At 60.4% G+C, this 25,927-nt stretch carries 20 protein-coding genes; 7 read left to right on the forward strand and 13 right to left on the reverse strand.

Features of this window, described 5'->3' with window-relative positions; translation table 11 throughout:
• Window positions 1–8 precede the first annotated feature (8 nt).
• Window positions 9–1,751 (forward strand): ABC transporter substrate-binding protein, encoded by a 1,743-nt coding sequence (locus M0814_RS06055; protein ID WP_103485333.1) that lies wholly within the window; start codon window positions 9–11, stop codon window positions 1,749–1,751.
• Window positions 1,752–2,056: 305 nt separating this feature from the next.
• Here M0814_RS06055 and M0814_RS06060 read toward each other — a convergent pair whose 3' ends face one another.
• From M0814_RS06060 to M0814_RS06070, 3 genes are all read right to left on the reverse strand, one after another.
• The gene (locus tag M0814_RS06060) at window positions 2,057–2,257 is read right to left on the reverse strand and encodes a type II toxin-antitoxin system prevent-host-death family antitoxin (protein WP_247868464.1); all 201 of its coding nucleotides are present in this window, start codon (window positions 2,255–2,257) and stop codon (window positions 2,057–2,059) included.
• 394 nt (window positions 2,258–2,651) lie between these two features.
• Window positions 2,652–4,085, reverse strand: coding sequence for a heavy metal sensor histidine kinase (locus M0814_RS06065; protein ID WP_103485332.1), 1,434 nt, complete (start codon window positions 4,083–4,085; stop codon window positions 2,652–2,654).
• Complete coding sequence (locus M0814_RS06070) at window positions 4,082–4,756, reverse strand: heavy metal response regulator transcription factor (protein WP_003223767.1); 675 nt, start codon at window positions 4,754–4,756, stop codon at window positions 4,082–4,084. The genes M0814_RS06065 and M0814_RS06070 overlap by 4 nt, the downstream gene beginning before the upstream one ends.
• 412 nt (window positions 4,757–5,168) lie before the next feature.
• Between M0814_RS06070 and M0814_RS06075 the strand changes: the two genes are divergently transcribed.
• The 5 genes from M0814_RS06075 (at window position 5,169) to M0814_RS06095 (ending at window position 11,651) form a co-directional block, all read left to right on the forward strand.
• Window positions 5,169–6,416: a TolC family protein gene (locus tag M0814_RS06075; RefSeq protein WP_103485331.1), complete on the forward strand. Its 1,248-nt coding sequence runs from the start codon at window positions 5,169–5,171 to the stop codon at window positions 6,414–6,416.
• Between the two features lie 47 nt (window positions 6,417–6,463).
• Window positions 6,464–7,657, forward strand: a complete 1,194-nt coding sequence (locus M0814_RS06080) for an efflux RND transporter periplasmic adaptor subunit (protein WP_103485330.1) — start codon at window positions 6,464–6,466, stop codon at window positions 7,655–7,657.
• A 15-nt stretch (window positions 7,658–7,672) separates the two neighbouring features.
• A complete protein-coding gene (locus M0814_RS06085; RefSeq protein ID WP_103485329.1) occupies window positions 7,673–10,822 on the forward strand; it encodes a CusA/CzcA family heavy metal efflux RND transporter in 3,150 nt (1,049 codons plus the stop codon).
• Window positions 10,823–11,034: 212 nt separating this feature from the next.
• Window positions 11,035–11,238 (forward strand): co-regulatory protein PtrA N-terminal domain-containing protein, encoded by a 204-nt coding sequence (locus M0814_RS06090; RefSeq protein ID WP_003223774.1) that lies wholly within the window; start codon window positions 11,035–11,037, stop codon window positions 11,236–11,238.
• 80 nt (window positions 11,239–11,318) lie between these two features.
• A complete protein-coding gene (locus M0814_RS06095; protein ID WP_003223776.1) occupies window positions 11,319–11,651 on the forward strand; it encodes a DUF2790 domain-containing protein in 333 nt (110 codons plus the stop codon).
• Between the two features lie 117 nt (window positions 11,652–11,768).
• Here the strand turns inward: M0814_RS06095 and M0814_RS06100 are convergent, their stop codons facing one another.
• Both M0814_RS06100 and M0814_RS06105 read right to left on the reverse strand, forming a co-directional pair.
• A complete protein-coding gene (locus M0814_RS06100) occupies window positions 11,769–12,953 on the reverse strand; it encodes an acyltransferase (RefSeq protein WP_103485328.1) in 1,185 nt (394 codons plus the stop codon).
• A 179-nt stretch (window positions 12,954–13,132) separates the two neighbouring features.
• A complete protein-coding gene (locus M0814_RS06105) occupies window positions 13,133–14,458 on the reverse strand; it encodes an OprD family porin (protein WP_103485327.1) in 1,326 nt (441 codons plus the stop codon).
• A 788-nt stretch (window positions 14,459–15,246) separates the two neighbouring features.
• Here M0814_RS06105 and M0814_RS06110 point away from each other — a divergent pair.
• A complete protein-coding gene (locus tag M0814_RS06110) occupies window positions 15,247–15,711 on the forward strand; it encodes a GNAT family N-acetyltransferase (RefSeq protein ID WP_103486073.1) in 465 nt (154 codons plus the stop codon).
• 191 nt (window positions 15,712–15,902) lie between these two features.
• Here M0814_RS06110 and nuoN read toward each other — a convergent pair whose 3' ends face one another.
• The 8 genes from nuoN to nuoG are packed head-to-tail and all read right to left on the reverse strand — an operon-like array spanning window position 15,903 to window position 25,896.
• Window positions 15,903–17,366, reverse strand: coding sequence for an NADH-quinone oxidoreductase subunit NuoN (nuoN, locus tag M0814_RS06115; protein ID WP_103486072.1), 1,464 nt, complete (start codon window positions 17,364–17,366; stop codon window positions 15,903–15,905).
• A 7-nt stretch (window positions 17,367–17,373) separates the two neighbouring features.
• The gene (gene nuoM / locus M0814_RS06120; RefSeq protein WP_003223785.1) at window positions 17,374–18,906 is read right to left on the reverse strand and encodes an NADH-quinone oxidoreductase subunit M; all 1,533 of its coding nucleotides are present in this window, start codon (window positions 18,904–18,906) and stop codon (window positions 17,374–17,376) included.
• A 39-nt stretch (window positions 18,907–18,945) separates the two neighbouring features.
• Window positions 18,946–20,799, reverse strand: coding sequence for an NADH-quinone oxidoreductase subunit L (gene nuoL / locus M0814_RS06125; protein WP_103486071.1), 1,854 nt, complete (start codon window positions 20,797–20,799; stop codon window positions 18,946–18,948).
• A complete protein-coding gene (gene nuoK, locus M0814_RS06130; protein WP_003223790.1) occupies window positions 20,796–21,104 on the reverse strand; it encodes an NADH-quinone oxidoreductase subunit NuoK in 309 nt (102 codons plus the stop codon). The genes nuoL and nuoK overlap by 4 nt, the downstream gene beginning before the upstream one ends.
• A gap of 3 nt (window positions 21,105–21,107) precedes the next feature.
• On the reverse strand, window positions 21,108–21,608 hold the full coding sequence (gene nuoJ / locus M0814_RS06135; RefSeq protein WP_003223793.1) for an NADH-quinone oxidoreductase subunit J: 501 nt from the start codon (window positions 21,606–21,608) through the stop codon (window positions 21,108–21,110).
• Window positions 21,609–21,617: 9 nt separating this feature from the next.
• Window positions 21,618–22,166 (reverse strand): NADH-quinone oxidoreductase subunit NuoI, encoded by a 549-nt coding sequence (gene nuoI / locus M0814_RS06140; RefSeq protein WP_003223795.1) that lies wholly within the window; start codon window positions 22,164–22,166, stop codon window positions 21,618–21,620.
• Between the two features lie 11 nt (window positions 22,167–22,177).
• Window positions 22,178–23,185, reverse strand: a complete 1,008-nt coding sequence (gene nuoH, locus M0814_RS06145) for an NADH-quinone oxidoreductase subunit NuoH (RefSeq protein WP_003223797.1) — start codon at window positions 23,183–23,185, stop codon at window positions 22,178–22,180.
• The gene (gene nuoG / locus M0814_RS06150; protein WP_003223800.1) at window positions 23,182–25,896 is read right to left on the reverse strand and encodes an NADH-quinone oxidoreductase subunit NuoG; all 2,715 of its coding nucleotides are present in this window, start codon (window positions 25,894–25,896) and stop codon (window positions 23,182–23,184) included. The genes nuoH and nuoG overlap by 4 nt, the downstream gene beginning before the upstream one ends.
• Window positions 25,897–25,927 lie beyond the last annotated feature (31 nt).

Raw genomic sequence — 25,927 nt, forward strand, 5'->3', positions numbered from 1 at the left:
AGGTCTCTATGTTCGACAAAAACAATAAGCTGCGACATAGCATTTCATTGGCGGCCGTGCTGGCACTCAGCGGTTTGAGCGCATCGGCCTGGGCCGATGCCTATGAGGACGCTGCGAAAAAATGGATCGGCAGCGAATTCAAGCCATCGACCCTGACGCCCGAACAGCAACTCGATGAATTGAAGTGGTTCATCAAGGCCGCCGAGCCGTTTCGCGGGATGGACATCAAGGTCGTCTCGGAGACCCTGACCACCCACGAATACGAGTCCAAAGTGCTCGCCAAGGCCTTCACCGAAATCACCGGGATCAAGTTGACCCACGACCTGCTGCAGGAAGGCGACGTGGTGGAAAAACTGCAGACGGTGATGCAGTCGGACAAGAGCATCTACGACGGCTGGGTCAACGATTCGGACCTGATAGGTACGCACTTTCGCTACGGCAAGACCGAGGCGATCACCGACCTGATGGCCAACGAAGGCAAGAACTTCACCTCGCCGACGCTCGACATCAAGGACTTCATCGGCATCTCGTTCACCACGGCGCCGGACGGCAAGATCTATCAACTGCCCGACCAGCAGTTCGCCAACCTGTACTGGTTCCGCGCCGACTGGTTCGAACGCGCGGATCTGAAAGCCAAGTTCAAGGAAAAATACGGCTACGAATTGGGCGTGCCGGTGAACTGGTCGGCTTATGAAGACATCGCCAAATTCTTCAGCGAAGACGTCAAGGAAATCGACGGCAAACGTGTCTACGGGCACATGGACTACGGCAAGAAAGACCCGTCGCTGGGCTGGCGTTTCACCGATGCCTGGTTCTCCATGGCCGGTGGCGGCGACAAGGGTATTCCCAATGGTTTACCGGTGGACGAGTGGGGGATTCGCGTCGAGGATTGCCACCCGGTTGGTTCCAGCGTGACCCGCGGCGGCGACACCAATGGCCCGGCGGCAGTGTTCGCCACGCAGAAATACGTCGACTGGCTCAAGGCCTACGCGCCACCGGAAGCGGCGGGCATGACCTTCTCCGAGTCCGGCCCGGTGCCGTCGCAGGGCAATATCGCCCAGCAGATTTTCTGGTACACCGCGTTCACCGCCGACATGACCAAGCAGGGCCTGCCGGTGATGAATGCCGATGGCACACCGAAGTGGCGCATGGCGCCGTCGCCGCGCGGGCCGTACTGGGAGGAGGGCATGAAGCTTGGTTATCAGGACGTGGGTTCGTGGACGTTCATGAAATCCACGCCTGAGAAACAGAAACTGGCGGCGTGGCTGTACGCGCAGTTCGTCACCTCGAAAACCGTGTCGCTGAAGAAAACCATCGTCGGCCTGACGCCGATCCGCGAGTCGGACATCAACTCGCAGGCAATGACCGATCTGGCACCGAAACTTGGTGGGCTGGTCGAGTTCTACCGCAGCCCGGCCCGCGTGCAATGGACCCCGACCGGGACCAACGTGCCGGACTATCCGCGTCTGGCGCAACTATGGTGGAGCCACATCGCCGAAGCGGCCAGCGGCGAGAAGACCCCGCAGCAAGCGCTGGACGGTCTGGCCAAGGATCAGGACGCGATCATGTCGCGCCTCGAACGCTCCAAGGCTCAAGCAGTGTGCGCCCCGAAAATGAACCCGGAACGCGACGCGCAATATTGGTTCGACCAGCCGGGCGCACCGAAACCGAAACTGGCCAACGAGAAGCCACAGGGCGAGACCGTGAGCTACAACGAACTGCTGAAATCGTGGGCGGATGCGCGTAAGTAAAAGCTGAAATGTGCAAGGCGAACGGCACCGCAAGGTGCCGTTTTTTTTGTTGCCTGTGCCATTGCTATCGCGAGCAGGCTCACTCCCACACTGGATCTGTATCGTTCATAAATGCCGATCACAATCGAGATTACTGTGGGAGCGAGCTTGCTCGCGAATACGGTCTGCCATTCAGCATGGATAGTGACTGACACGCCGCCATCGCTTGCAGGCAAGCAATCCCACAGATTGCAGTGGTGTTCACAAAACTCAAAAATACCCTGCCCACTGCAGCAGCTACTAAAGGGCATCGGTCAATGCCAGCTTCATGTTTGATTTTCTTCAAAGGTATCAAGCATGGCGTCAGGCAATGGCGAATCGAAATCTTCAGGCAGCACAAACTTGCCTTTCATAGCGCCAATTCGTGGTGTGCCGGTTTTTCCTGTGTGAGCGAGAAGGCGCAGCGCCCGACCTTGGACTGCCAGAGTCTCGATTTCTGCAACCGACTCACAAAACATGTCTCTCATAGTGCCCTCCATCGTTCTTCTACCTGCAAAGACTTTCACCATAGAACTACCCACTCAAGGCTGGCTGTAGGACGAGGCGGATGTTAGGGCGGGAGCTTTCGGAGTTTGTTCGGAGACGAGAGAGTATCGGTAAAAAATCGTACAAAACTTCCGATTCCCATTCTGACATTCAACATGGATATCGCCTGATCCGACGCTTTCGCGAGCAAGCTCACTCCCACAGGTTTTGGCGGCGCCCACACATTTTGTGAATGACTACTGTCCCTGTGGGAGCGAGCCTGCTCGCGAAGGCTCAGTATCAGGCAGTGCAGATGTTGCAGGACCCACCGCCATCGCGAGCAGGCGAAGGCTTACAGGTTTCAGTGGTGGTCACAAAACCTGAGTACCCCGCAAATCACTGTGAGAGCTTGCCTGCAAGCGATGGGGCCATGGGTGTCGCCGCAGGAAAACCGAGGCGGAATACGGTCATGACACCGGGCAAGCTCTTCACCTCGGCTACTCCCTGATGCAGGCTCATGATCGAACGCACGATCGCCAGTCCCAGCCCGGTGCTGCCCTGCGAGCGCGAGCGGGCGCTGTCGACGCGGTAGAAGCGGTCGAACAGATGCGGCAGATGCTGCGCCTCGATGCCGGCGCCGGGATTGCTGACCAGCAGTGAAGCCTGCGTCGCGCCTTGCTCGATCAGCAAGGTGATGGTTTTGCCGTTCGGGCAATGACGCAGCGCATTGGACAGCAGATTGGAAATCGCCCGCTGGATCATCAATCGATCGCCCAGCACCGATGCGCAACCAACAACATTCAAATGAATCTGCTTGTCCTGCGCCGACAGCGAAAACATCTCCGCGACCTTCGCCGCTTCATCCTCCAGCGCTACCGATTCAAACGGCGCCAGCGCCGACGGATGACTGACCTGCGCGAGAAACAGCATGTCGGAAACAATCCGCGCCACGCGCTCAAGCTCCTCGGTGCAGGACACCAACACGTCCTGGTATTCCCCGGTCGTGCGCTCACGAGACAGCGTCACCTGCGCCTTGCCCATCAGGTTGTTGATCGGCGTGCGCAGCTCGTGCGCCAGGTCATCGGAAAACTGCGACAACTGCTGCACCCCGGCATCCAGCCGATGCAGCATGAAGTTGATGCCCTGTGCCAGTTCACTCAGCTCCTGCGGCATGTTCACCACCGACAGCCGATGATCCAGATCCTGAGTCGAGACCATCGCCGCCACCTTGCGAAATTCGCGCAGCGGCGCCAATCCACGCTGCACCGCGCCCCACGCCGTCAGGCCGATGAACACCAGCAACAGCGGCAAGGCAATCAGCGTCGAGCGCAGGTAGGCGCTGAGCAGCGCCTGATCATGTGCGTTGTCCATCGACAGCAGCACCGGCACGCGGCTGCCGTCCTTGAGGCGAATCAGCTTTGACGCGGTAAGGAATTTTGCACCCTCGCCATCGCTGCTGTCGCTGTAGGTCAATTGCTCGGTGGCGGCTCGCACCGCGCGTAACTCGGCGCGCGGATCCTTCAGTCCTGAGCCGGACTTGAGCAGCGGCGAACGCAGGTTCGAACGGTCATAAATCGTCAGCGTCAGGTTGTCATGGCCCATGACCTGATCGAGCAGAATGTGCGGCTTGCCACTGACTTCATTGGCGTCGACGTATAGCGACAGGCTGTGTTCAACCTGCGCCATCTTCTTGTCCAGGCTGTCGCGGGACAGCGCATTCAGCTCATGGGTCAGGGCGAAATAGGCAAGGATTGCCAGAAACACCACCAACAGCGCGCCGAGAATACTCACGGTCAAACCGAGGCGCATCGACAGGCTGGCCGGCTTCATTCCCGCGCCTCCAGCACGTAGCCGACACCGCGCAGGGTGTGGATCAGCTTGTTGTCGAACGGGTCATCGATCTTCGCCCGCAAGCGCCGGATCGACACTTCGACCACGTTGGTGTCGCAGTCGAAATTCATGTCCCACACCAGCGAGATGATCTGTGTGCGGGTCAGCACCTCGCCGGACTGGCGCATCAACAAGTGCAGCAGGGCGAATTCCTTGGTGGTCAGGTCGATGCGCTGTTCGCCACGAAACGCCCGATGCCGGCCCGGATCAAGCTCCAGATCAGCGACTTTCAACACTTGCGGCACCGGTATGTTTTCACTGCGGCGCATCAGGGTGCGCACCCGCGCCAGCAGTTCGGGAAACTCGAACGGCTTGACCAGATAGTCGTCGGCGCCCAGATCCAGACCACGAATTTTGTCCGCCAGCCGCCCGCGCGCGGTGAGCATCATCACCCGCGTCGAGTGGGTACGACGCAGTTGTTCCAGCACGCCCCAGCCGTCCAGTTCCGGCAAGTTCACGTCGAGAATGATCAGGTCATACGCCTGCTGTTGCGCCAGATGCAATCCATCGGCACCGGTGGCGGCGTGGTCAACGATATAACCACTTTCGGTCAAACCCTGATGCAAGTATTCGGCAGCTTTAAGCTCGTCCTCGACGACAAGGATTCGCATGATCTTTCACCACTTTTATTTAAGGGATATTTAATTAAGGTGGCCGGGAAAATTATGGTTTTTGTAAGTTCTTCCGGACGCTGTTCGATAACTGAATGACGAACACGGTAAAGGCTGTAGTGGCTACAGAGTCAATCTCGGAGGCCTTTAAAACGGCTATCCGCGACAGCCTGTCGCAGTCTGAATGCGCCAATAGACATGTATTGCATTCAGGCAAGTGCTGTTCGGCAGATAACTACCGAGTATTTGTTTCCATGTATTACGACAAAGCCGTTTGCACTTCGCATCCTAGAACAAAACAACTTTGCCAAACCGTGGATAACGGATTTGTAATGTTCCAGTCACCTTGTCGATAAGTTCAAAACCCTAACGTGGCGGCATCGAAAAATCCTGAATTAAAGGAAGTCCTCCATTGCCCGGTTTAATCCAACTGACGGCGCGATCACGCCTGAACAAAACCGCCAGCGGCCTCTTGTTGTTGGCGTGTAGCAGCCTGGCCAGCGCATCGACCTTGACGCTGGATCAGGCGCTGCAAAGTGCCTTCGCCGGCAACCCCGATCTCGCCGCCGCGCAGTGGGAAATCGGCATAGCCGAGGGCGACCGCCAACAGGCTGGACTGATCCCCAACCCCGAGGTGTCGTGGGAAGCCGAAGACACCCGACGCGACTCGCGCACCACCACGGTGATGCTCAGCCAGCCGATTGAACTGGGCGGCAAACGCGGTGCGCGCATCGATGTCGCCAGCCGTGCGCAGGACGCCGCCGGTATCGAACTGGAGCGCAAGCGCAATGCCTTGCGCGCCGATGTGATCCAGGCGTTCAACAGCGCGCAAACCGCGCAGCAACGCTTGCAGCTGTCGCGCCAGTCACTGCAACTGGCCGAGCACGGTTTGCGCGTTGCTCAGGGGCGCATCGAGGCCGGCAAATCGTCGCCGGTCGAAGGCACGCGGGCGCAAGTGCAGCTCTCGGAGGTGCGCCTGGAGGTGAGCCGCGCCGAGCGCGATCAGGCCAACGCCTATCAGCAACTGGCGCAAGTCATGGGCGCACCGTTGCCGACTTCGACCAATGTGCAAGCCGCGACGCAAAACCTCGTCACGCTGCCGCCGCCCAGCCGTTTGCTCGAGCGTCTGAACCAGACCGCCGAGCTGCGTCTGGCGAAACTGCAGATTGATCAACGCGAAGCATCGTTGGGCCTGGAAAAGTCGCAGCGCATTCCCGACCTGACCGTGAGCATTGGCAGCCAGTACAGCGAAACCGAGCGTGAGCGGGTCAACGTGGTCGGGCTGTCGATGCCGATTCCGCTGTTCAACCGCAATCAGGGCAACGTGCTCGCCGCCGCACGGCGCAGCGATCAGGCGCGGGATCTGCGCAACGCCACCGAGCTGCGCTTGCGCACCGAAGTCCAGACCAGCCTCGAGCAATGGCAGACCGCCAATGGCGAAGTCAACGCGTTCAACCAGAGCATCCTGCCCGCCGCACAAAGTGCAGTGGACAGCGCCACCCGTGGTTTTGAAATGGGCAAATTCGGCTTCCTCGATGTGCTCGATGCCCAGCGCACCCTGATTGCCGCGCGCAGCCAATACATCCAGGCCGTCAGCGAGGCGACCGATGCCCGCGTGCGCCTCGAACGGATCTTCGGCGACCTCAGCGTCAGCCCTTGAATTTCATTTTCAGACAACTGCGCGAAGCACGGCGCAGAGGAGTTTCCATGGATAAAAAACTGCTGGTGGTCGCGGTCGCGACCTTGGCGCTGGGCATTGGCATCGGCTCGATGTGGCCGGTCAATTCGAGTATCGACGCGCATGCCGATGAAGCGGCGGAGCACGCCGATCACGCCGAGGAGGGCGCAGCCGCCGAAGGCGAACATGCCGAAGAAGGCCACATCGAATTGAGTACCGAGCAGATCGCGGCGGCAGGCATTCAACTGGCCGAGGCGCGGACGCAGAGCATCAGTCTCGGCCTGTCGTTCCCCGGCGAAGTGCGCTTCGACGAAGACCGCACGGCGCACGTGGTGCCGCGCGTGCCGGGGGTGGTCGAGTCGGTGGCGGTCAACCTCGGGCAACCGGTGAAAAAGGGACAGTTGCTGGCGGTGATCGCCAGTCAGCAGATCTCCGATCAGCGCAGCGAACAGGCGGCCGCGCAACGTCGCCTGGCGTTGGCGCGCACCACCTACGAGCGTGAGAAAAAACTGTGGCAGGACAAGATCTCCGCCGAACAGGATTTCCTCCAGGCGAAGCAAGCGTTGGAAGAGGCGGAAATCGCCATGAACAACGCCCGGCAGAAAATCAGCGTACTCAGCGGCAGCGTGGTCGCCACCGGCGGCAATCGCTACGAACTGCGCGCACCGTTCGATGGCGTGGTGGTGGAAAAACACCTGACGCCGGGCGAGGTGGTCGATGAAACCACGGCCGCTTTCACCCTTTCGGACTTATCCCGCGTGTGGGTCACGTTCGGCGTCTCGCCCAAGGATCTGACCCAGGTGAAGGTGGGCAAACCCGTCACCGTCAGTGCGCCGGAATTGCAATCTGAAGTCACTGGCAGCGTGGCTTACGTCGGCAGTCTGCTCGGCGAACAAACCCGCACCGCGACCGTGCGCGTGACGCTGGAAAACCCGCAGGGTTCATGGCGCCCGGGGCTGTTCGTCACCGCGCGGGTCGCCACCGACAGCCGCCAGGCCAAAGTCGCGGTGCCGGAAACCGCGATCCAGACCGTCGAGGACAAATCCACGGTGTTCGTCCGTACCGACGACGGCTTCAAGGCGCAGGCGGTGGAACTGGGCAGCCGCGCCGCCGGCCACGTGGAAATCACCCAAGGGCTGGAACCGGGCGTGCAAGTCGCCAGCGCCGGCAGCTTCGTCCTCAAGTCGGAGCTGGGCAAAGCCTCAGCCGAGCACAGTCATTAATTCTGGAAGGTTCCCATGTTCGAACGCCTGATCCAGTTTGCCATCGAGCAGCGCATCATCGTGCTGCTCGCCGTTCTGCTCATGGCCGGCCTCGGCATCGCCAGTTATCAAAAGCTGCCGATCGACGCCGTGCCCGACATCACCAATGTCCAGGTGCAGATCAACACCGGTGCCGCCGGGTTCTCGCCGCTGGAGACCGAGCAGCGCATTACTTTCCCGATTGAAACCGCGATGGCCGGGTTGCCGGCGCTGGAGCAGACCCGTTCGCTGTCGCGCTCGGGCCTGTCGCAGGTCACCGTCATTTTCAAGGACGGCACCGACCTGTTCTTCGCTCGCCAACTGGTCAACGAGCGTCTGCAGATCGCCAGGGAGCAATTGCCTGAAGGCGCGGAAGCAGTGATGGGGCCAATCTCTACCGGCCTCGGTGAGATCTTTTTATGGACGGTGGAAGCCCAGGAGGGCGCGCTGAAGGAAGACGGCAGCGCCTACACGCCGACCGATCTGCGAGTGATTCAGGACTGGATCATCAAGCCGCAGTTGCGCAACGTGCCGGGTGTCGCCGAGATCAACACCATCGGCGGGTTTGCCAAGGAATACCAGATCGCGCCGGACCCGAAACGCCTCGCCGCGTACAAGCTCACCCTCACCGATCTGATCACCGCGCTGGAGCGTAACAACGCCAACGTCGGCGCCGGGTACATCGAGCGCAGCGGCGAGCAGTTGCTGATTCGCGCACCGGGGCAGGTGGCGAGTACCGAGGACATCGCCAACATCGTCATGGCCAATGTCGACGGCACGCCGATCCGGGTGAAGAACGTCGCCAGCGTGGAAATCGGCCGTGAGTTGCGCAGCGGTGCGGCCACCGAAAACGGTCGTGAAGTGGTGTTGGGCACGGTGTTCATGTTGATCGGCGAGAACAGCCGCACCGTTTCGCAAGCGGTGGCCAGCAAGCTGGAACAGATCAACAAATCCTTGCCCAAAGGCGTGATTGCCGTGCCGGTCTATGACCGCACGCACCTTGTCGACAAAGCCATCGCCACGGTGAAAAAGAACCTGATCGAAGGCGCGATTCTGGTGATCGCGATTCTGTTCCTGTTCCTCGGCAACATCCGCGCCGCGTTGATCACCGCGATGGTGATTCCGCTGTCGATGCTGTTCACCTTCACCGGGATGTTCAGCAACAAGGTCAGCGCCAACCTGATGAGCCTTGGTGCGCTGGACTTCGGCATCATCGTCGACGGTGCGGTGGTGATCGTCGAAAACACCCTGCGCCGGTTGGCTCACGCACAGCAGCATCACGGCCGTTTGCTGACTCGTGCCGAGCGTTTCAAGGAAGTTTTTGCGGCAGCGAAAGAGGCGCGGCGACCGCTGATTTTCGGCCAGTTGATCATCATGGTGGTGTACCTGCCGATCTTCGCGTTGAGCGGCGTCGAAGGGAAAATGTTCCACCCGATGGCGTTCACCGTGGTCATCGCGCTGCTCGGTGCGATGCTGCTGTCGGTGACCTTTGTGCCGGCAGCGATTGCGCTGTTCGTCACCGGCAAGGTCAAGGAAGAGGAGGGTGTGGTGATGCGCGGCGCCCGTCGTATTTACGCGCCAGCGCTGGCCTGGGTCATGGCGCATCGCGCGGTGGCCGTGGGCGCGGCGTTGGCGGTGATCGTGCTCAGCGGCGTGCTCACCAGCCGCATGGGCAGCGAGTTTGTGCCGAGCCTCAGTGAGGGGGATTTTGCCCTGCAAGCGCTGCGCGTGCCGGGCACCAGCCTGACGCAATCGGTGGACATGCAGCAGCGGCTGGAGATGCTGATCCTGGCCAAAGTGCCGGAAGTGGAGCGGGTGTTCGCCCGCACCGGTACGGCGGAAATCGCTTCCGACCCGATGCCGCCGAACATCTCTGACAGCTACGTGATGCTCAAACCCAAGGACCAATGGCCAGACCCGAAAAAGTCCCGCGAAACCCTGATGGCCGAGTTGCAACAAGCCGCCGCGACGTTGCCGGGCAGCAACTATGAGCTGTCGCAGCCGATCCAGTTGCGCTTCAACGAACTGATCTCCGGCGTGCGCAGCGATGTCGCGGTCAAGGTGTTCGGCGATGACATGGACGTGCTCAACGCCACGGCGGCGAAGATCGCGGCGGCGATGCAGAAGGTCAACGGCGCCTCTGAAGTGAAGGTCGAGCAGACCACCGGGCTGCCGGTGCTGACCATCAATATCGATCGCGACAAGGCGGCGCGTTATGGCCTCAACGTTGGCGATGTGCAGGACACCATCGCCGTCGCAGTGGGGGGACGGCAGGCTGGCACTTTGTACGAGGGTGATCGGCGCTTCGACATGGTGGTGCGCTTGTCCGACGCGATGCGCAAGGACATCGACGGCTTGTCGGCGTTGCTAATTCCGGTGCCGGCGCTGAGCGGTGCGGCGAACCAGATCGGTTTTATCGCCCTGAAGGACGTCGCCAGCCTCGATCTGGTGCTCGGGCCAAACCAGGTCAGCCGCGAGAACGGCAAGCGCCTGGTGATCGTCAGTGCCAACGTGCGCGGGCGAGATATCGGCTCGTTCGTCAGTGAGGCGGGTGCGCTGATCGAGCGCGAGGTGCAGGTGCCGGCCGGTTACTGGACCAACTGGGGCGGGCAGTTCGAGCAACTGCAATCGGCGGCCAAGCGCTTGCAGATCGTGGTGCCGGTGGCGTTGCTGCTGGTGTTCGGATTGCTGTTCATGATGTTCAACAATCTGAAGGACGGCTTGCTGGTGTTTACCGGGATTCCGTTTGCCTTGACCGGCGGGGTGATGGCGCTGTGGCTGCGGGATATTCCGTTGTCGATTTCCGCTGGCGTGGGGTTTATCGCGTTGTCCGGGGTGGCGGTGCTCAACGGTTTGGTGATGATCGCGTTCATTCGCAATTTGCGCGAGGAAGGGCGCTCACTGACGGAGGCAATCAACGTCGGCGCGCTGACGCGCTTGCGGCCAGTGTTGATGACCGCGCTGGTGGCGTCGCTGGGGTTTATTCCGATGGCGCTGGCGACCGGCACCGGCGCCGAGGTGCAGCGGCCACTGGCAACCGTGGTGATCGGCGGAATCCTGTCCTCCACGATCCTCACGCTGCTGATCTTGCCGGCGCTCTATCAACTCGCCCATCGCCGGGATGAGGACACCGTACCGTCTGAGTAGATGATCTCCTGTGGGAGCGGGCTTGCTCGCGAAGAGGCCGTGTCAGTCGACATCAATGTTGGATGACACACCGCTTTCGCGAGCAAGCCCGCTCCCACATGGGTTCCGTGCACTGATCCGGCAGATAACGGATATGTAATTCCCCCGCCACCGTCACGAAAGGTTCACCTTGTTACCTTGATCCCGTCAGTTACTTAAACGAGGAATCAACCATGAAATTCGCCCAACTGAGTGCCTTCGCAACCGCCCTGATGCTGTCGTCGCTGGCCATGGCCGAAGGCGGTGGTGACCGCACCTTCGACCGGATGATGACCGCCAACGACCGTGCCGTGGAGCTGTTCGTGGCCAAGGAAAAAGCCGCTGCCAACCCGGTGGTGGTCAATGAAAAGAACGACCAGAAAACTCAGGATCTTTAACGCGGCCTGAACCTGCGCAAGCCCGTCATCGCGCATCGATGCCGGGCTTTTTTTCGGGCCTGGAAGGGAAGGAAATGGAGATGAAAATGCTTAAGTCGATCGTGTTCGCCAGCGTCATGGCGATGTCCGTGAATGCACTGGCCGAGGGCGGCGGTGATCGCACCTTCGAGCGCGCTTTCAGCGCCAACGCCAAAGCCATGGAACAATACGCGGCTGAACGCGGCAAAGCGGCGCCGGTGGTCAAGGAATACGAATACGGCATGCAGCTCGACGTGGTGAAAATCGTCAGCGTGGTGAAGCCGCAGCCTGCCTGCTCGGTGGTCCCTACCGCTATGACCTACGAAGACTCGCAAGGGCAACTCAACACCCTCAGATACAGCGTGGCCGGCGTGTGCCGCAACAGTGGTGGCTAACCAATCCCTGATCCCTGGAACTGCATTTAAAAGTTGTGTGGGAAAAGCAGAACCTTCCCACATGTTTTCAGGTTGTCCTTCGGATGTCAGCTCTCTAGCCTGTGTGTTCGAGGAGGGTTACCTGGTCGGCAATGGCTCGACATCCACAACGGCCGGGAGCGGAGACGATTCCTGGTTCAACTTGCGTCGGGCAATCTCGGCGCCGCGCAGACGCAGAGGCGTTTCGATAAAGCGGTAGTTGAGTTCGCTCAGCAGCACCAGCAGACCCACCGACGTCAGTAACAGCTCAAGGGTGAAACGCCCATCCAGCGGCACGCCTTGGTTGGCGGCAACACGCGTCCAGATCTCTGTACTCAGGTGATTGGTGAACACGTGGATCACGTAGAGCCCATACGACCGTGAGCCGAGCCACTGCATGAGACCGCGCATGAACGCCGGGCAGTAGATGTAGCCCTTCTGATAACTCGCCAGCCAGACAATCAATACCGCGACCATCGCGACGATGCCGACAGCAATGGGCATGGCAATCAGCTGGATGGCGACAGAACCCAGCATGTAGAGCAGGAACAGCGTGCAAAGCAGCGGTTTGATCGTTCCCTGACCCAGCCCGACCGGTTCTATCTGCCGATAGAGGCGGGTACGGGTGAACAGGCACAAGAGAATTCCCCAGAGCATTGCATCCAGACGGAAGTGCGTGAGGATGCTTGTGGGTTGGCCGTAGGGGTTTCGATCAATACCGAACTGCAACGCAATCAGTGCGAACAGGGCGATGATCCGCCAACGGGGGGCCGTGACAAACAGCAGAAAAAACGGAAATACGAAGTAAAACTGCTCTTCGAGCGCCAGGCTCCAGTATTGAGGGCTAGGGCCCAGCAGCGAGTTGTAATGCATCGCCAGATTGCCGCTGAAGGTCGCGACGGCGGTGAAACTGCGCAGATTGTCGTACCACGAACCAAAGGCGTTCGATTGGTTGAAAACAATGGAAAACAACAGCGGAATGAGTATCCAGAGCCATGCTGTGGGCAGCAGACGATAGGCGCGGCGCAGCCAGAAACAGGCAGTTGCCAGACCGAACTGACCTTGGGCGCGCTGTTGGTCGAAATGGTCCAGATAGGCCTTGCTGACCACGAAACCGGAAATGCAGAAGAACAGGTCGACACCGGTCCAAGGCATGAAAATCGAGAATATTCTCAGCAGCGTATCGGTATGGAACGGCAGCATCATGGTGACATGGCACAAGAAGGTCATGGCCACAGCAGCCCCTCGCAAGTACTCGATTTCCAGGTTCTTACGGCTACTCATCGGTCCCTCGTTATTCTTGTTGGTCAGCGCAGGCGAAGATGGCAGGTGGCTTGCGGTTCGGTCAAGAAAACGATGATTTTTCCCAAGGCAAAAAAAGGCGCCCCGAAGGACGCCAAAAAATTCACCTCTGACCAAAGGAGCAAGGAGCTTCTAAAGGTGAATGGTATTGCTCGGGAAACTCAGAGAATCGCCAGCGGGTATTCGACGATCACCCGCACTTCATCCAGGTCGGACTCGAACGCCTTGGCGCGGGTGGTGGCCTGGCGCAAACGCAGCGACAGGTCTTTCATCGAACCGCTCTGCACCACGTATTTGACTTCGACGTCACGCTCCCAGCGCTTCTGGTCGGTCAGCGGATTGCCTTCGGCATCGCGGCGCATGTACACGGCGTTGGCGTTGGAATAGTCGGCGTCGGTGCCGCGTGCGTAACGGGTCATGAACGACAGACCGGGTACGCCGTAAGGGCTCATGTCGAGGTCGTAGCGCACCATCCACGAACGTTCCTTCGGCGAGTTGAAGTCGCTGTACTGGATCGAGTTATCGAGGAAGATCGAGTCGGACTGGCGCAGGTAATCGAAATCGTCGTTGCCGTTGTTGCGCTGGTGGGAGAGGGCGACGGAGTGCGCACCGAGTTTCACCCCGACGCGGCCGCTCCAGATGTTGTTGTCGAACTCGCCGAGCAGTTGCTTGCCTTCGTCGACCGCCTTGTAATAGTTCAGGCCGCCGAACAGCGACAGGTCGTCCGCCAGCGGATAGGTCCAGGCGGTGCCGGCGTAATACTGGTTCCAGGCATCCTTGAGGCGACTGGAGTACAGGCTGAAACTGAGGTTCTTGTTCAGCACGTAGTCGCCCCCGCCATAAGCGATCCACGGCGAATTGACCGGGCCGGCGTAGAACGTGGCGAAATTTTCGCGCATGTCGCTGGACACCGGTTGGCTCATCGCATGCAAACGACCGCCCTGAATCGACAGACCGTCGATACTGGTGTTGGTCGCCGTCACACCGCGAAAGCTTTCCGGCAGCAGGCGCGAATCACCTGCGGCCACCACCGGGTTGGCCGGGAACACATCACCGACTTTGACCACGGTATCGAAGGCCCGCACTTTGGCGGCGCCACCGATCTTGGTGTATTCATCCCGCGCCTGGCCGTCACGGTTGACCGGCAGAACATCGAACGAACTGCGCCCGCCGTTGCGGCCGTCACCGGTGTCGAGTTTCAAGCCGAGCATGGCAAATGCATCGACACCGACCCCGACGGTGCCTTGGGTGAAACCGGATTCGAACTTGCTGATCACGGCATGCGCCCAGGCTTCGGAATAACCGTTGCCGGTGGGGCTGGACTGGCCGTCGCGATGATCACGATTAAAGTAGAAGTTGCGGTTGAGCGCCGTCAGGCTGCTGCCTTCGACAAAGCCTTCGGGCTTGTCTTCTGCAAACACCATGGACGGCCCGGAGCCGACCACCACCGCTAAAGCAGCCATCGACATTTTTGTATTGTTAACCATCAAACACTCCTTGGGTTCGGCAGAACGGGAACGTGCGTCGGCGTGGTTTTATTGTTCGACGGGCAAAGGCCCGCCGGCATTGGTCGCCGGGTCACATCGTTGCAAGCTGCGGATAACGCCAAGGTGATGGGGGAATTACAATTTCGTCATGTGGTTATATGGATTGAACGCCACATAAACCTGTGGGAGCGAGCCTGCTCGCGAAAGCGGAGTGTCAGGCACTGAAGATATTGAATGTGCCGACGCCTTCGCGGGCAAGCCACGCTCCCACGGTAATCGGGGTTGCCATAAGGGCTGTGAACGACACGTAACTTGTGGGAGCGGGCTTGCTCGCGAAAGCGGAGTGTCAGTCAATGAAGATATTGAAGGTGCCGACGCCTTCGCGGGCAAGCCACGCTCCCACGGTAATCGGGGTTGCCATAAGGGCTGTGAACGACACGTAACCTGTGGGAGCGGGCTTGCTCGCGAAAGCGGAGTGTCAGTCAATGAAGATATTGAATGTGCCGACGCCTTCGCGGGCAAGCCACGCTCCCACGGTAATCGGGGGTTGCCATAAGGGCTGTGAACGACACGTAACCTGTGGGAGCGGGCTTGCTCGCGAAAGCGGAGTGTCGGGCAATGAAGATATTGAATGTGCCGACGCCTTCGCGGGCGAGCCACACTCCCACAATGATCCGGGTTTGCCACGGCATCTGTGGAAATGTGGACTGATTGATCCACATTTATGCAGAAATGGCTGTTACCTTCGCAGGTTCATTCCCGTCCGCACATACCTCATGGAGAGAGAAATGTTCGACATCAGAAGAGCTGCCCCGGACGATGCGCAGATCGCGTTCGACATTCGGCGCCTGGCCATCCGGCACCAATGCATCGATGCCTACAGCCAGCAGCAAATGCTCGACTGGACCAAAGGGGCGGCCGAAGACGGCTACGACACGCTGATGGAAAAACACTTTTATCTGGGCTGCATTCAGGGTGAGGCTGTAGCGACCGGCATGCTCGATCTGGATTACCGTGAAATCGGCGCGATCTTCATTCGCCCGGATTTCATGCAGCGTGGGCTGGGCAAGCGTGTTCTGTTCTTTCTCGAAGATCTGGCGCGGAATCTCGGGCTGACCGAGGTGTGTCTGGACGCGACGTTGAATGCGGTCGACTTTTATCGGTGCTGCGGTTACATCGGGGAGGGGAGTGCGATTTATCAATCGCCTTCAGGTTTGCAACTGGCCTGCGTGCCAATGGTGAAGAAACTGTGATGCCATTGTGGCGAGGGAGCTTGCTCCCGCTGGACTGCGTAGCAGGCCCCGCTTCTCAACTGAACAGCGGGGCCGCTTCGCGTCCCAGCGGAAGCAAGCTCCCTCGCCACAGGTATTTGTTGCTGGATGAACCCCGCAAAAACAAAAACGGCACCCGAAGGTGCCGTTTTCATGTGTAGCCAGCCGAGCAATCAGCCCGCCAGACCCGCCTGCTGAACCAAGGTCAGCAATGGCTGCGGGTACACACCCAGGAAGAAAGCGACCAGGGCGATGGCCAGCAGCATTACGCCGCCAGCCTTCTGTTCCCAGTGCAGCTGGGCGTCGTGGCGGCGCAGGTTCGGTTCGATCAGGTACAGGGTGACCATCACGCGCAGGTAGTAGAACACGCCGATGGCGCTGCCCAGTACCAGCGAACCGACCAGCCACCATTGGTGCGACTCGACGCCGGTAGCGATGATGTAGAACTTGCCGATGAAGCCAGCGGTCAGCGGGATACCGGCCAGGGACAGCATCATCACGGTCAGAACGGCGGTCAGGTACGGACGGCGCCAGAACAGGCCGCGGTACTCGTACAGCGCGTCGGCGTCACGGCCGTTGTACGGCGACGACATCAGAGTGATCACGCCGAACGCGCCGAGGCTGGTGATCACATAAGTAACCAGGTACACGCCGATGGCTTCCACCGCCAGACCCTTGCTCGCCACCAGGGCAATCAGCAGGTAGCCGAAGTGCGCAATGGACGAGTAACCGAGCAGACGCTTGAGGTTGCTCTGGGTCAGGGCCAGCAGGTTACCGAACAGGATCGAGGCGATGGCGATCACGCTCAGCACGTCGCTCAGCACGCCACTGCTGGCAGCAGGGGAGATCTGGAACAGACGCACCATCACCGCGAACACGGCAACCTTCGACGCCGTGGCGAGGAACGCGGCCACCGGTGCCGGAGCACCTTCGTAGACGTCCGGGGTCCACAGGTGGAACGGTACCAGCGACAGCTTGAACGCCAGACCGATCAGCATCATGCCCAGACCCAACTGCGCCAGCGAGCTCGGCAGGTTGGTGGTGGCCAGCGCCTGACCGATACCGTTGAAGCTCAGGGTGCCGGCGTCAGCGTAGAGCAGGGCCATACCGAACAACAGGAACGCGGAACCGGCGGCCGACAGCACCATGTACTTGATGCCGGCTTCCAGCGAACGCTTGTTGAAGAAGGCATAAGCCACCAGACCGTAGACCGGCACCGACAGCAGTTCCAGACCGATGAACAAGCCGGCCAGGTGCTGCGCGCTGACCAGAACCAGACCACCGGCGGCGGCCATCAGGATCAGCAGGTACAGTTCTTCACGGTTGCCCGGGTAACCCGAACCGCCATCGCCGAGGTAGGCGTGGGCGAGGGTTACACAGGCGAGGGTGGCGACCAGGATCAGCGCCATGTACAGGCAGGCGAAGGTGTCGACTTGCAGCAGTGGCGTCACGGCCAGAGGCGCGACTTTCAGGGCTGGCAGGATCGACAGCAAGGCCAGGTTCAGACCGGCGACCGAGATCAGGAAGGTCTGCGAGTGGTTGCGGCGCCAGGCGATTGCCAGCATCACCACGATAATGGTGAGGCTGGTGATCAACAGTGGCGCAAGCGCAATAAAGTGTTGAATCGTGAATTCCATAGCGCTCTTACCGGGCCGAAGCGAGTTGAGTGAAGGCGGTGCCGAGCCACTGCTGCACGCCATGCATCGTGGCGGCGGAAGTGTCGAGGAACGGTTGCGGGTAAACGCCGAGGTAAATCAGCAGCACCGCAAGGCCCAGCACCATGATCAGTTCGCGACCGTCCATGCCGTGCAGGATCGAATCCGATTTCGACGGACCGAAGTAGGCACGGTGGATCATGATCAGCGAGTAGACCGAACCGAACACCAGACCGGAGGTGGCAATCGCGGTGATCCATGGCGCACTGGCGAACGTACCGATCAGGATCAGGAACTCGCCGACGAAGTTACCGGTACCCGGCAGACCCAGCGAGGCGGCGGCAAAGAACAGGCTGATCGCCGGCAGGTAAGCGATACGCGACCACAGACCGCCCATCTCACGCATGTCACGGGTGTGCAGACGCTCGTACAGCTGACCGCTGAGGATAAACAGTGCCGCGGCCGACAGACCGTGCGCCAGCATCTGGATCACTGCACCTTGCAGTGCCAGTTGGCTGCCGGAGTAGATGCCGATCAGTACGAAGCCCATGTGGGAAACGGACGAAAAGGCGATCAGACGCTTGATGTCGGTTTGCGCGAAAGCGAGGAACGCACCGTAGAAGATCCCGATCAGACCGAGGGTCATGGCGATCGGCGCGAACTCGGCCGAAGCATTCGGGAACAGCGGCAGGGCGAAACGCAGCAGACCGTAGGCCGCGGTTTTCAGCAGGATACCGGCGAGGTCGACGGAACCGGCAGTCGGCGCCTGGGCGTGGGCATCAGGCAGCCAGGAGTGGAACGGCACCACGGGCAGCTTGACCGCGAAGGCGATGAAGAAGCCGAGCATCAGGATGTACTCGGTGGTCATCGACATCTTGGTCTTCAACAGGTCGGCGTAGTTGAAGGTAATCACGCCAGTGTTGTTGAAGTTGACCAGCACCAGACCGAGGATCGCCACCAGCATGATCAGGCCGGAAGCCTGAGTGAAGATGAAGAACTTGGTCGCTGCGTAGATCCGGGTTTTCTTGCCGTCCGAAGAACTGTGACCCCAGAGCGCGATGAGGAAGTACATCGGCACCAGCATCATTTCCCAGAAGAAGAAGAACATGAACAGGTCGAGGGCGAGGAACACGCCGACCACGCCGCCCAGGATCCACATCAGGTTCAGGTGGAAGAAGCCAACGTGACGTTGAATCTCTTTCCACGAGCAGAGTACCGAGAGGATACCCAGCAGGCCGGTCAGCAGGATCATCAACAGCGACAGGCCGTCGAGGGCCAGGTGCACGTTGATGCCGAAGCGCTGGATCCAGACGTGCTTGAACTCAAGCGCCCAGGTCGGATCGGCGCCAGGCGCCGGAGCAAATGAATAGTCACCGTGGGCCCACAGCCAGAGGCCGAGGGCGAGTTCCAGGGTCATGGTCAACAGCGCAATCCAGCGGGGGAGGGTAGCGCCGAAGCGCTCACCCATCCAGCACAGCAGGCCGCCGATGAAGGGGATCAGGATTAGCCAAGGCAGAATCATGACGGGCTCGTTTCCTTTCGCAAATTCGCAAGGTTCATATCAGACCGCTACCAGCACGATGGCGCCGATTACCAGCACGGCACCAGCAGCCATCGAGGCGGCATACCAACGCAGTTGACCGGTCTCGGTGCGGCTCAGGGCGGTGTGACCGCCTTTGGCCATACGCGGGATCAGACCGATGGTCTGGTCGAGCGGGTCTCTGCGCAGTACATGGCTGATCGCAAGGTACGGCTTGACGAACAGTTTGTCGTAGATCCAGTCGAAGCCCCAGGCAGCGAACCACCAGGCCGAAAGGAAACGGCCGATGCCGCTGTTGGCGATTGCCGTCACGAAGCGACGCTTGCCGAGGAACAGCAGGGCCGCCAGCAGGATACCGGCCAGGGCGATGGCGCCCGAAGCGATTTCCAGACTGTGCTTGGCTTCGCCACCGGCATGCCCAACGCTTTCCGGCAGTACGCCGTGCAGCGGTGGGACGATCATGGCGCCGACGAACGTCGACAGCACGATCAGTACCGACAGTGGCAGCCAGTGAGCGATGCCGTGACCGGCGTGGGCTTCAGTCTTGGCTTCACCGTGGAACGTGATGAAGATCAGGCGGAAGGTGTACAGCGAAGTCATGAACGCACCGACCAGACCGGCGTACAACAGACCGTTATGGCCGCTGGCGAATGCTTCCCAGAGGATTTCGTCCTTGGAGTAGAAACCGGCGGTGACCAGTGGCAGGGCGGCCAGTGCAGCACCACCGACGATGAAGCTGGCGTAGGCCAGTGGCAGCTTTTTCCACAGACCGCCCATCTTGAAGATGTTCTGCTCGTGGTGGCAGGCAACGATCACCGCACCGGACGCAAGGAACAGCAGGGCCTTGAAGAAGGCGTGGGTCATCAGGTGGAAAATCGCGCCATCCCAGGCACCAACGCCCAGCGCCAGGAACATGTAGCCGATCTGGCTCATGGTCGAGTAGGCGAGGATACGTTTGATGTCGGTTTGTACCAGTGCGGCGAAACCCGCCAGAACCAGCGTCACACCACCGACGATGCCGACCAGGTGGAGGATTTCCGGCGCCAGGGTGAACAGACCGTGGGTACGGGCGATCAGGTAGACACCGGCGGTCACCATGGTTGCAGCGTGGATCAGTGCCGACACCGGGGTCGGACCGGCCATTGCGTCCGCAAGCCAGGTTTGCAGTGGCAGTTGCGCCGATTTACCGACGGCACCACCCAGCAGCATCAGGGTCGCCAGGGTGATCCAGAAGTCGCCGACCTGGAATTTCTGCGGTGCCAGCACCAGCAGTTCCTGGATGTTCAACGTGCCCACTTGCTGGAACAGGATGAACAGGCCGATGGCCATGAACACGTCACCGATCCGGGTCACGATGAAAGCCTTGAGTGCGGCGTTACCGTTGTTGCGGTTGCTGTAGTAGAAACCGATCAACAGGTACGAGCACAGACCCACGCCTTCCCAGCCGAAGTACAGGAACAACAGGTTATCGCCGAGCACCAGGAACAGCATGCTGGCGATAAACAGGTTGGTGTACGAGAAGAAGCGCGAGTAACCCGCTTCGCCGCGCATGTACCAGGACGCGAACAGGTGGATCAGGAAACCTACGCCCACCACCACGCCGAGCATGGTGATCGACAGACCGTCGACGTAGAGAGCGAAGTCAGGCTTGAAGCCTTCGACCGCCATCCACTTCCACAGCACCAGGGTGTAGTGACCGCCTTCGGGCGGCGCGACGTTGAATTGCCAGATGACGTAGGCGGCGACAATCGCCGACAAGCCAATGGAACCCACGCCGATCAGCGCCGAGAGGTTTTCCGACCAGCGTCCACGGGAGAACGACAGCAGCAGGAAACCGATCAGAGGGAATACAAAAGTCAGAAAGATTAGGTTCATCCGCGCATCTCACTGGCAGCGTCGATATCGAGCGTGTGGAAGCGGCGATACAGTTGCAGCAGGATCGCCAGGCCAATACTGGCCTCGGCGGCTGCCAGGCTGATCACCAGGATGAACATGATCTGTCCATCCGGTTGGCCCCAACGGGCGCCTGCAACGATGAAGGCCAGTGCAGAGGCGTTCATCATCACTTCCAGACTCATCAACACGAACAAAATGTTGCGGCGGACCATCAGGCCGACCAGACCAAGGCAGAACAGGATCCCGGCAACGGCCAATCCATGTTCGAGAGGGATAGCAGGCATGTCTTACTCCTTCGCCTCGTTACGGCCCAAATGGAACGCCGTGACGGCTGCGGCGAGCAGCAGCATCGAGGCGAGTTCGACCACCAGCAGATACGGACCGAACAGGCTGACGCCCACGGCTTTTGCGTCGACGGTGGTGTGGCCGATGGCCTGGCCGCTCTGGTGAGCGAACAGCACATACAGCAGTTCGGCCAGCAGCAGGGCAGCGAGAATCACCGGCCCGGCCCAGATACCGGGCTTGAGCCAGGTGCGTTCCTGCTGAACCGAGGCGGGACCCAGGTTCAGCATCATCACCACGAACACGAACAGCACCATGATGGCGCCGGCGTAGGCGATCACTTCCAGCACGCCGGCGAACGGTGCGCCGAGTGCGAAGAAGGTCATGGCCACGGCGATCAACGAGATGATCAGGTAGAGCAGGGCGTGCACAGGGTTGGTGTTGGTGACCACACGAAGCGTGGACACCACCGCGATACCCGATGCGAAATAGAAAGCGAATTCCATCGTTCTTCCTTAAGGCAGCAAGCTCTTCACGTTGATCGGTTCGGCTTCGTTCTGCGCAGAGCCTTTCGGCTTGCCAGCGATTGCCATACCTGCAACACGATAGAAGTTGTAATCAGGGTTTTTGCCGGGGCCGGAGATCAGCAGATCTTCTTTCTCGTACACCAGGTCCTGACGTTTGAACTCGGCCATCTCGAAATCCGGGGTCAACTGGATTGCGGTGGTCGGACAGGCTTCCTCGCAGAGACCGCAGAAAATGCAGCGCGAGAAGTTGATACGGAAGAAGTCCGGGTACCAGCGACCGTCTTCGGTTTCAGCTTTCTGCAGCGAGATGCAACCTACCGGGCAAGCCACGGCGCACAGGTTGCAGGCTACGCAACGCTCTTCGCCATCGGGGTCGCGGGTCAGGACGATGCGACCACGGTAGCGTGGCGGCAGGTAGACCGGCTCTTCCGGGTATTGCAGGGTGTCGCGCTTGCGGAAGCCATGGCCGAAGACCATGACCAGGCTGCGCAACTGGGTACCGGTACCCTTAACGATGTCGCCAATATATTTGAACATGGGTCAAATCCTCACTGAACCGCAACCGCAGGTGTGTTCCACAACACAACCGCAGCGGTTATCAGCAAATTGATCAGGGTCAGTGGCAGGCAGAATTTCCAGCTGAAATCCATCACCTGGTCATAACGCGGACGCGGGATGGAAGCGCGCAGCAGGATGAACAGCATGATGAAGAACGCGGTCTTCAGTGCGAACCAGACGAAGGACAGTTGCGGCAGGATGCCGAACGGACCGTGCCAGCCACCGAAGAACAGGGTGACCAGCAGCGCCGAGATCAGGATGATGCCGATGTATTCACCGACGAAGAACATGCCCCATTTCATACCGGCGTATTCAATGTGGTAACCGTCGGCCAGTTCCTGTTCCGCTTCCGGCTGGTCGAACGGGTGACGGTGAGTCACGGCCACGCCAGCGATGAAGAAGGTACAGAAGCCGAAGAACTGCGGAATGATGAACCACAGGTTCTGCGCCTGGTACTCGACGATGTCGCGCATGTTGAACGAGCCGACCTGCACCACGATGCCCATCAGGGACAGGCCCATGAACACTTCGTAGGACACGGTCTGCGCCGAGGCACGCAAGCTGCCGAGCAGGGCGAACTTGTTGTTGCTCGACCAGCCGGCGAACAGCACCGCGTAGACCGACAGACCGGCCATGGCGAAGAAGAACAGCAGGCCGATGTTCAGATCCGCCACGCCCCAGGTCGGGGTGATCGGGATGATCGCAAAGGCGATCAGCAGGGCGGACATGGCCACCACCGGTGCCAGGGTGAAAATCACCTTGTCGGCAAACGGCGGAGTCCAGTCTTCCTTGAAGAACATCTTCAGCATGTCGGCGGCGATCTGGAACATGCCGAACGGGCCAACGCGGTTCGGACCGTAACGGTCCTGCCACCAGCCCAGCAGGCGACGTTCGACAAAGCTGAGCAACGCGCCCGCGACCACGACGGCCAGCAGAATCACGATGGCTTTGATGACCGTCAGGATCACATCGATCACTTCAGGGGTGAACCAGGTCATTGCGCTGCCTCCTGCAGACCGTCGACGGACAGGCCGGCGAATGCCGGTGGAATGCCGGCGATGCCCGCAGGCAAGGCCACCAGACCAGCGCCCAGTTCTTCATTGATGCGCAGCGGCAGACGCAGGGTCTGGCCGGCCACGTTCAGGCTCAGCAGAGCACCGTCGTTGACGCCCAGGCGATCCGCTTCGGATTTGGCCAGCGCCACGTACGGAGCCGGGATGCGTTCCTGCACCGGCGCGGCTTTCGACGAGTTTTCGTCGCTGCCGAACAGGTGGTAGAACGGCACGGCCTGCCAGGTGCCCGGCGCCGGGTTGAATGCGCGCGGAGCAGCGGCGAACCAGTTCAGCGAATCGCCGGTGCTTTCGATCAGGCGGGTGCCCGGGTCGCCAGCACGCAGGTGACCACCGACTTCGTCCTGGAACTTGTTCCAGGCTTGCGGCGAGTTCCAGCCCGGCGACCAGGCAAACGGCACCTGCTGACGCGGTTCGGCAGAGCCCGAGTAACCTTCCATGGAGAAGGCAAACGCGGTGTCTTTGTCTTGCGGGGTGCGCGGTTCGTGAACGCTGATGTCGGCGCGCATCGCGGTGCGACCGGAATAACGCAGCGGCTCACGCGCCAGTTTCAGACCCTTGATGCGGAACGCGGCAGACGGTGCGGCGTCGACGATACGTGCCAGTTGCTCGGTGCTCGAAGCCACGGCAGCGGTGACGTGGTCGAGTTGCGTCCAGTCGATCGGCTGGTTCAGCAGGGTCGAGCGCAGGGCGTGCAGCCAGCGCCAGCCTTCGTGAACCAGAATGCTCGCATCCATGTATTGCGGATCGAAAACCTGGAAGAAGCGCTGGGCGCGACCTTCCTGGCTGACCAGCGTACCGTCGCCTTCAGCGAAGCTCGCCGCTGGCAGAACCAGTTGCGCGCGGTCGGTGGTGGCGGTCTTCTGGTGGTCGGCAACGATCACGACTTTCGCAGCGTTCAGCGCGGCATCGACCTTGGCTTTCGAGGTGCGGGTGTACAGATCGTTTTCCAGCACGACGATGGCGTCGGCCTTGCCATCGATCACGGCTTGCAGCGCCGCGTCGACCGATTCGCCACCGAGCATGGCCAGGCCAAGGCTGTTGGCTTCCGGCACGATCAGGCTGATCGAACCGTTCTTCTCGCGCAGCTTCAGGGCTTTGGCGATGTTCGCCGCCGCTTCGATCAAGGCTTTGGAGCCCAGCGAAGTACCGGCGATGATCAGCGGACGTTTGGCCGCGAGCAGGGCGTCGGCAATGCGCTTGGCCAGCTCCTCGGCTTCCGCGTCCAGACCTTCAACGGCCGGGGCGCTGGCGTCCAGAGCGTGAGCCACGGCGAAACCGATACGCGCCAGATCGTCGGGAGCGGCGTGAACGCATTCTTCAGCGATGTCGTCGAGCTTGGTTTCGGCCAGGCTGGCGATGAACAGCGGGTTCAGTTCGTGCTGACCGATGTTCTTCACCGCAGCATCGAGCCACGGCTGAACGCGCATGGCTTCGGCCATGTCTTCAGCTTTGCCCTTGACCGACTGACGCAGGGACAGCGCCATACGGGCGGCGGTCTGGGTCAGGTCTTCACCGAGGACGAACACAGCGTCGTGGTCTTCGATGTCGCGCATGTTCGGCACGGGCAGCGGGCTGTCTTTGAGCACTTGCAGGACCAGACGGATGCGCTCCAGCTCGGAGGCTTCGATACCGGAGTAGAAGTGCTCGGCGCCGACCAGCTCACGCAGCGCGTAGTTGCTTTCGAGGCTGGCGCGTGGCGAACCGATACCGACGATGTTGCGCCCGCGCAGCAGATCGGCCGCCTTGTCCAGCGCCTGATCCAGACCCAGCTTGGTGCCGTCGGCCAGCATTGGCTGACGTGGACGGTCGGTGCGGTTGACGTAGCCATAACCGAAGCGGCCGCGGTCGCACAGGAAGTACTGGTTCACCGAACCGTTGAAACGGTTTTCGATGCGACGCAGTTCGCCATAACGCTCGCCCGGGGAGATGTTGCAACCGCTGGAGCAGCCATGGCAGATGCTCGGCGAGAACTGCATGTCCCATTTACGGTTGTAGCGCTCGGAGTGAGTCTTGTCGGTGAACACACCGGTCGGGCAGACCTCGGTGAGGTTGCCGGAGAATTCGCTTTCGAGGGTGCCGTCTTCAACGCGACCGAAGTACACGTTGTCGTGGGCGCCGAATACACCGAGGTCGGTGCCGCCGGCGTAGTCCTTGTAGAAACGCACGCAGCGGTAGCAGGCGATGCAGCGGTTCATTTCGTGGGAAATGAACGGGCCCAGTTGCTGGTTCTGGTGGGTGCGCTTGGTGAAGCGATAACGGCGCTCGTTGTGGCCGGTCATCACCGTCATGTCTTGCAGGTGGCAGTGACCGCCTTCTTCGCACACAGGGCAGTCGTGCGGGTGGTTGGTCATCAGCCATTCGACAACACTGGCGCGGAACGCCTTGGATTCTTCATCGTCGATGGAGATCCAGGTGTTGTCGGTGGCAGGCGTCATGCAGGACATGACGATGCGACCACGGGTGTCGTTCTCGTCGGTGTACTGCTTGACCGCGCACTGGCGGCAGGCCCCGACGCTACCAAGTGCGGGGTGCCAGCAGAAATAAGGGATGTCGAGGCCCAGCGACAGACATGCCTGTAACAGGTTGTCTGCCCCGTCGACTTCGAGCGCTTTGCCGTCTACGTGGATAGTGGCCATGGTTCAAAGGTCTTCGTTGGCCCGGTGTCAG

The organism is Pseudomonas sp. MWU12-2020 (genome assembly GCF_023100605.1).
GTDB classification, from domain to species: domain Bacteria; phylum Pseudomonadota; class Gammaproteobacteria; order Pseudomonadales; family Pseudomonadaceae; genus Aquipseudomonas; species Aquipseudomonas fluorescens_H.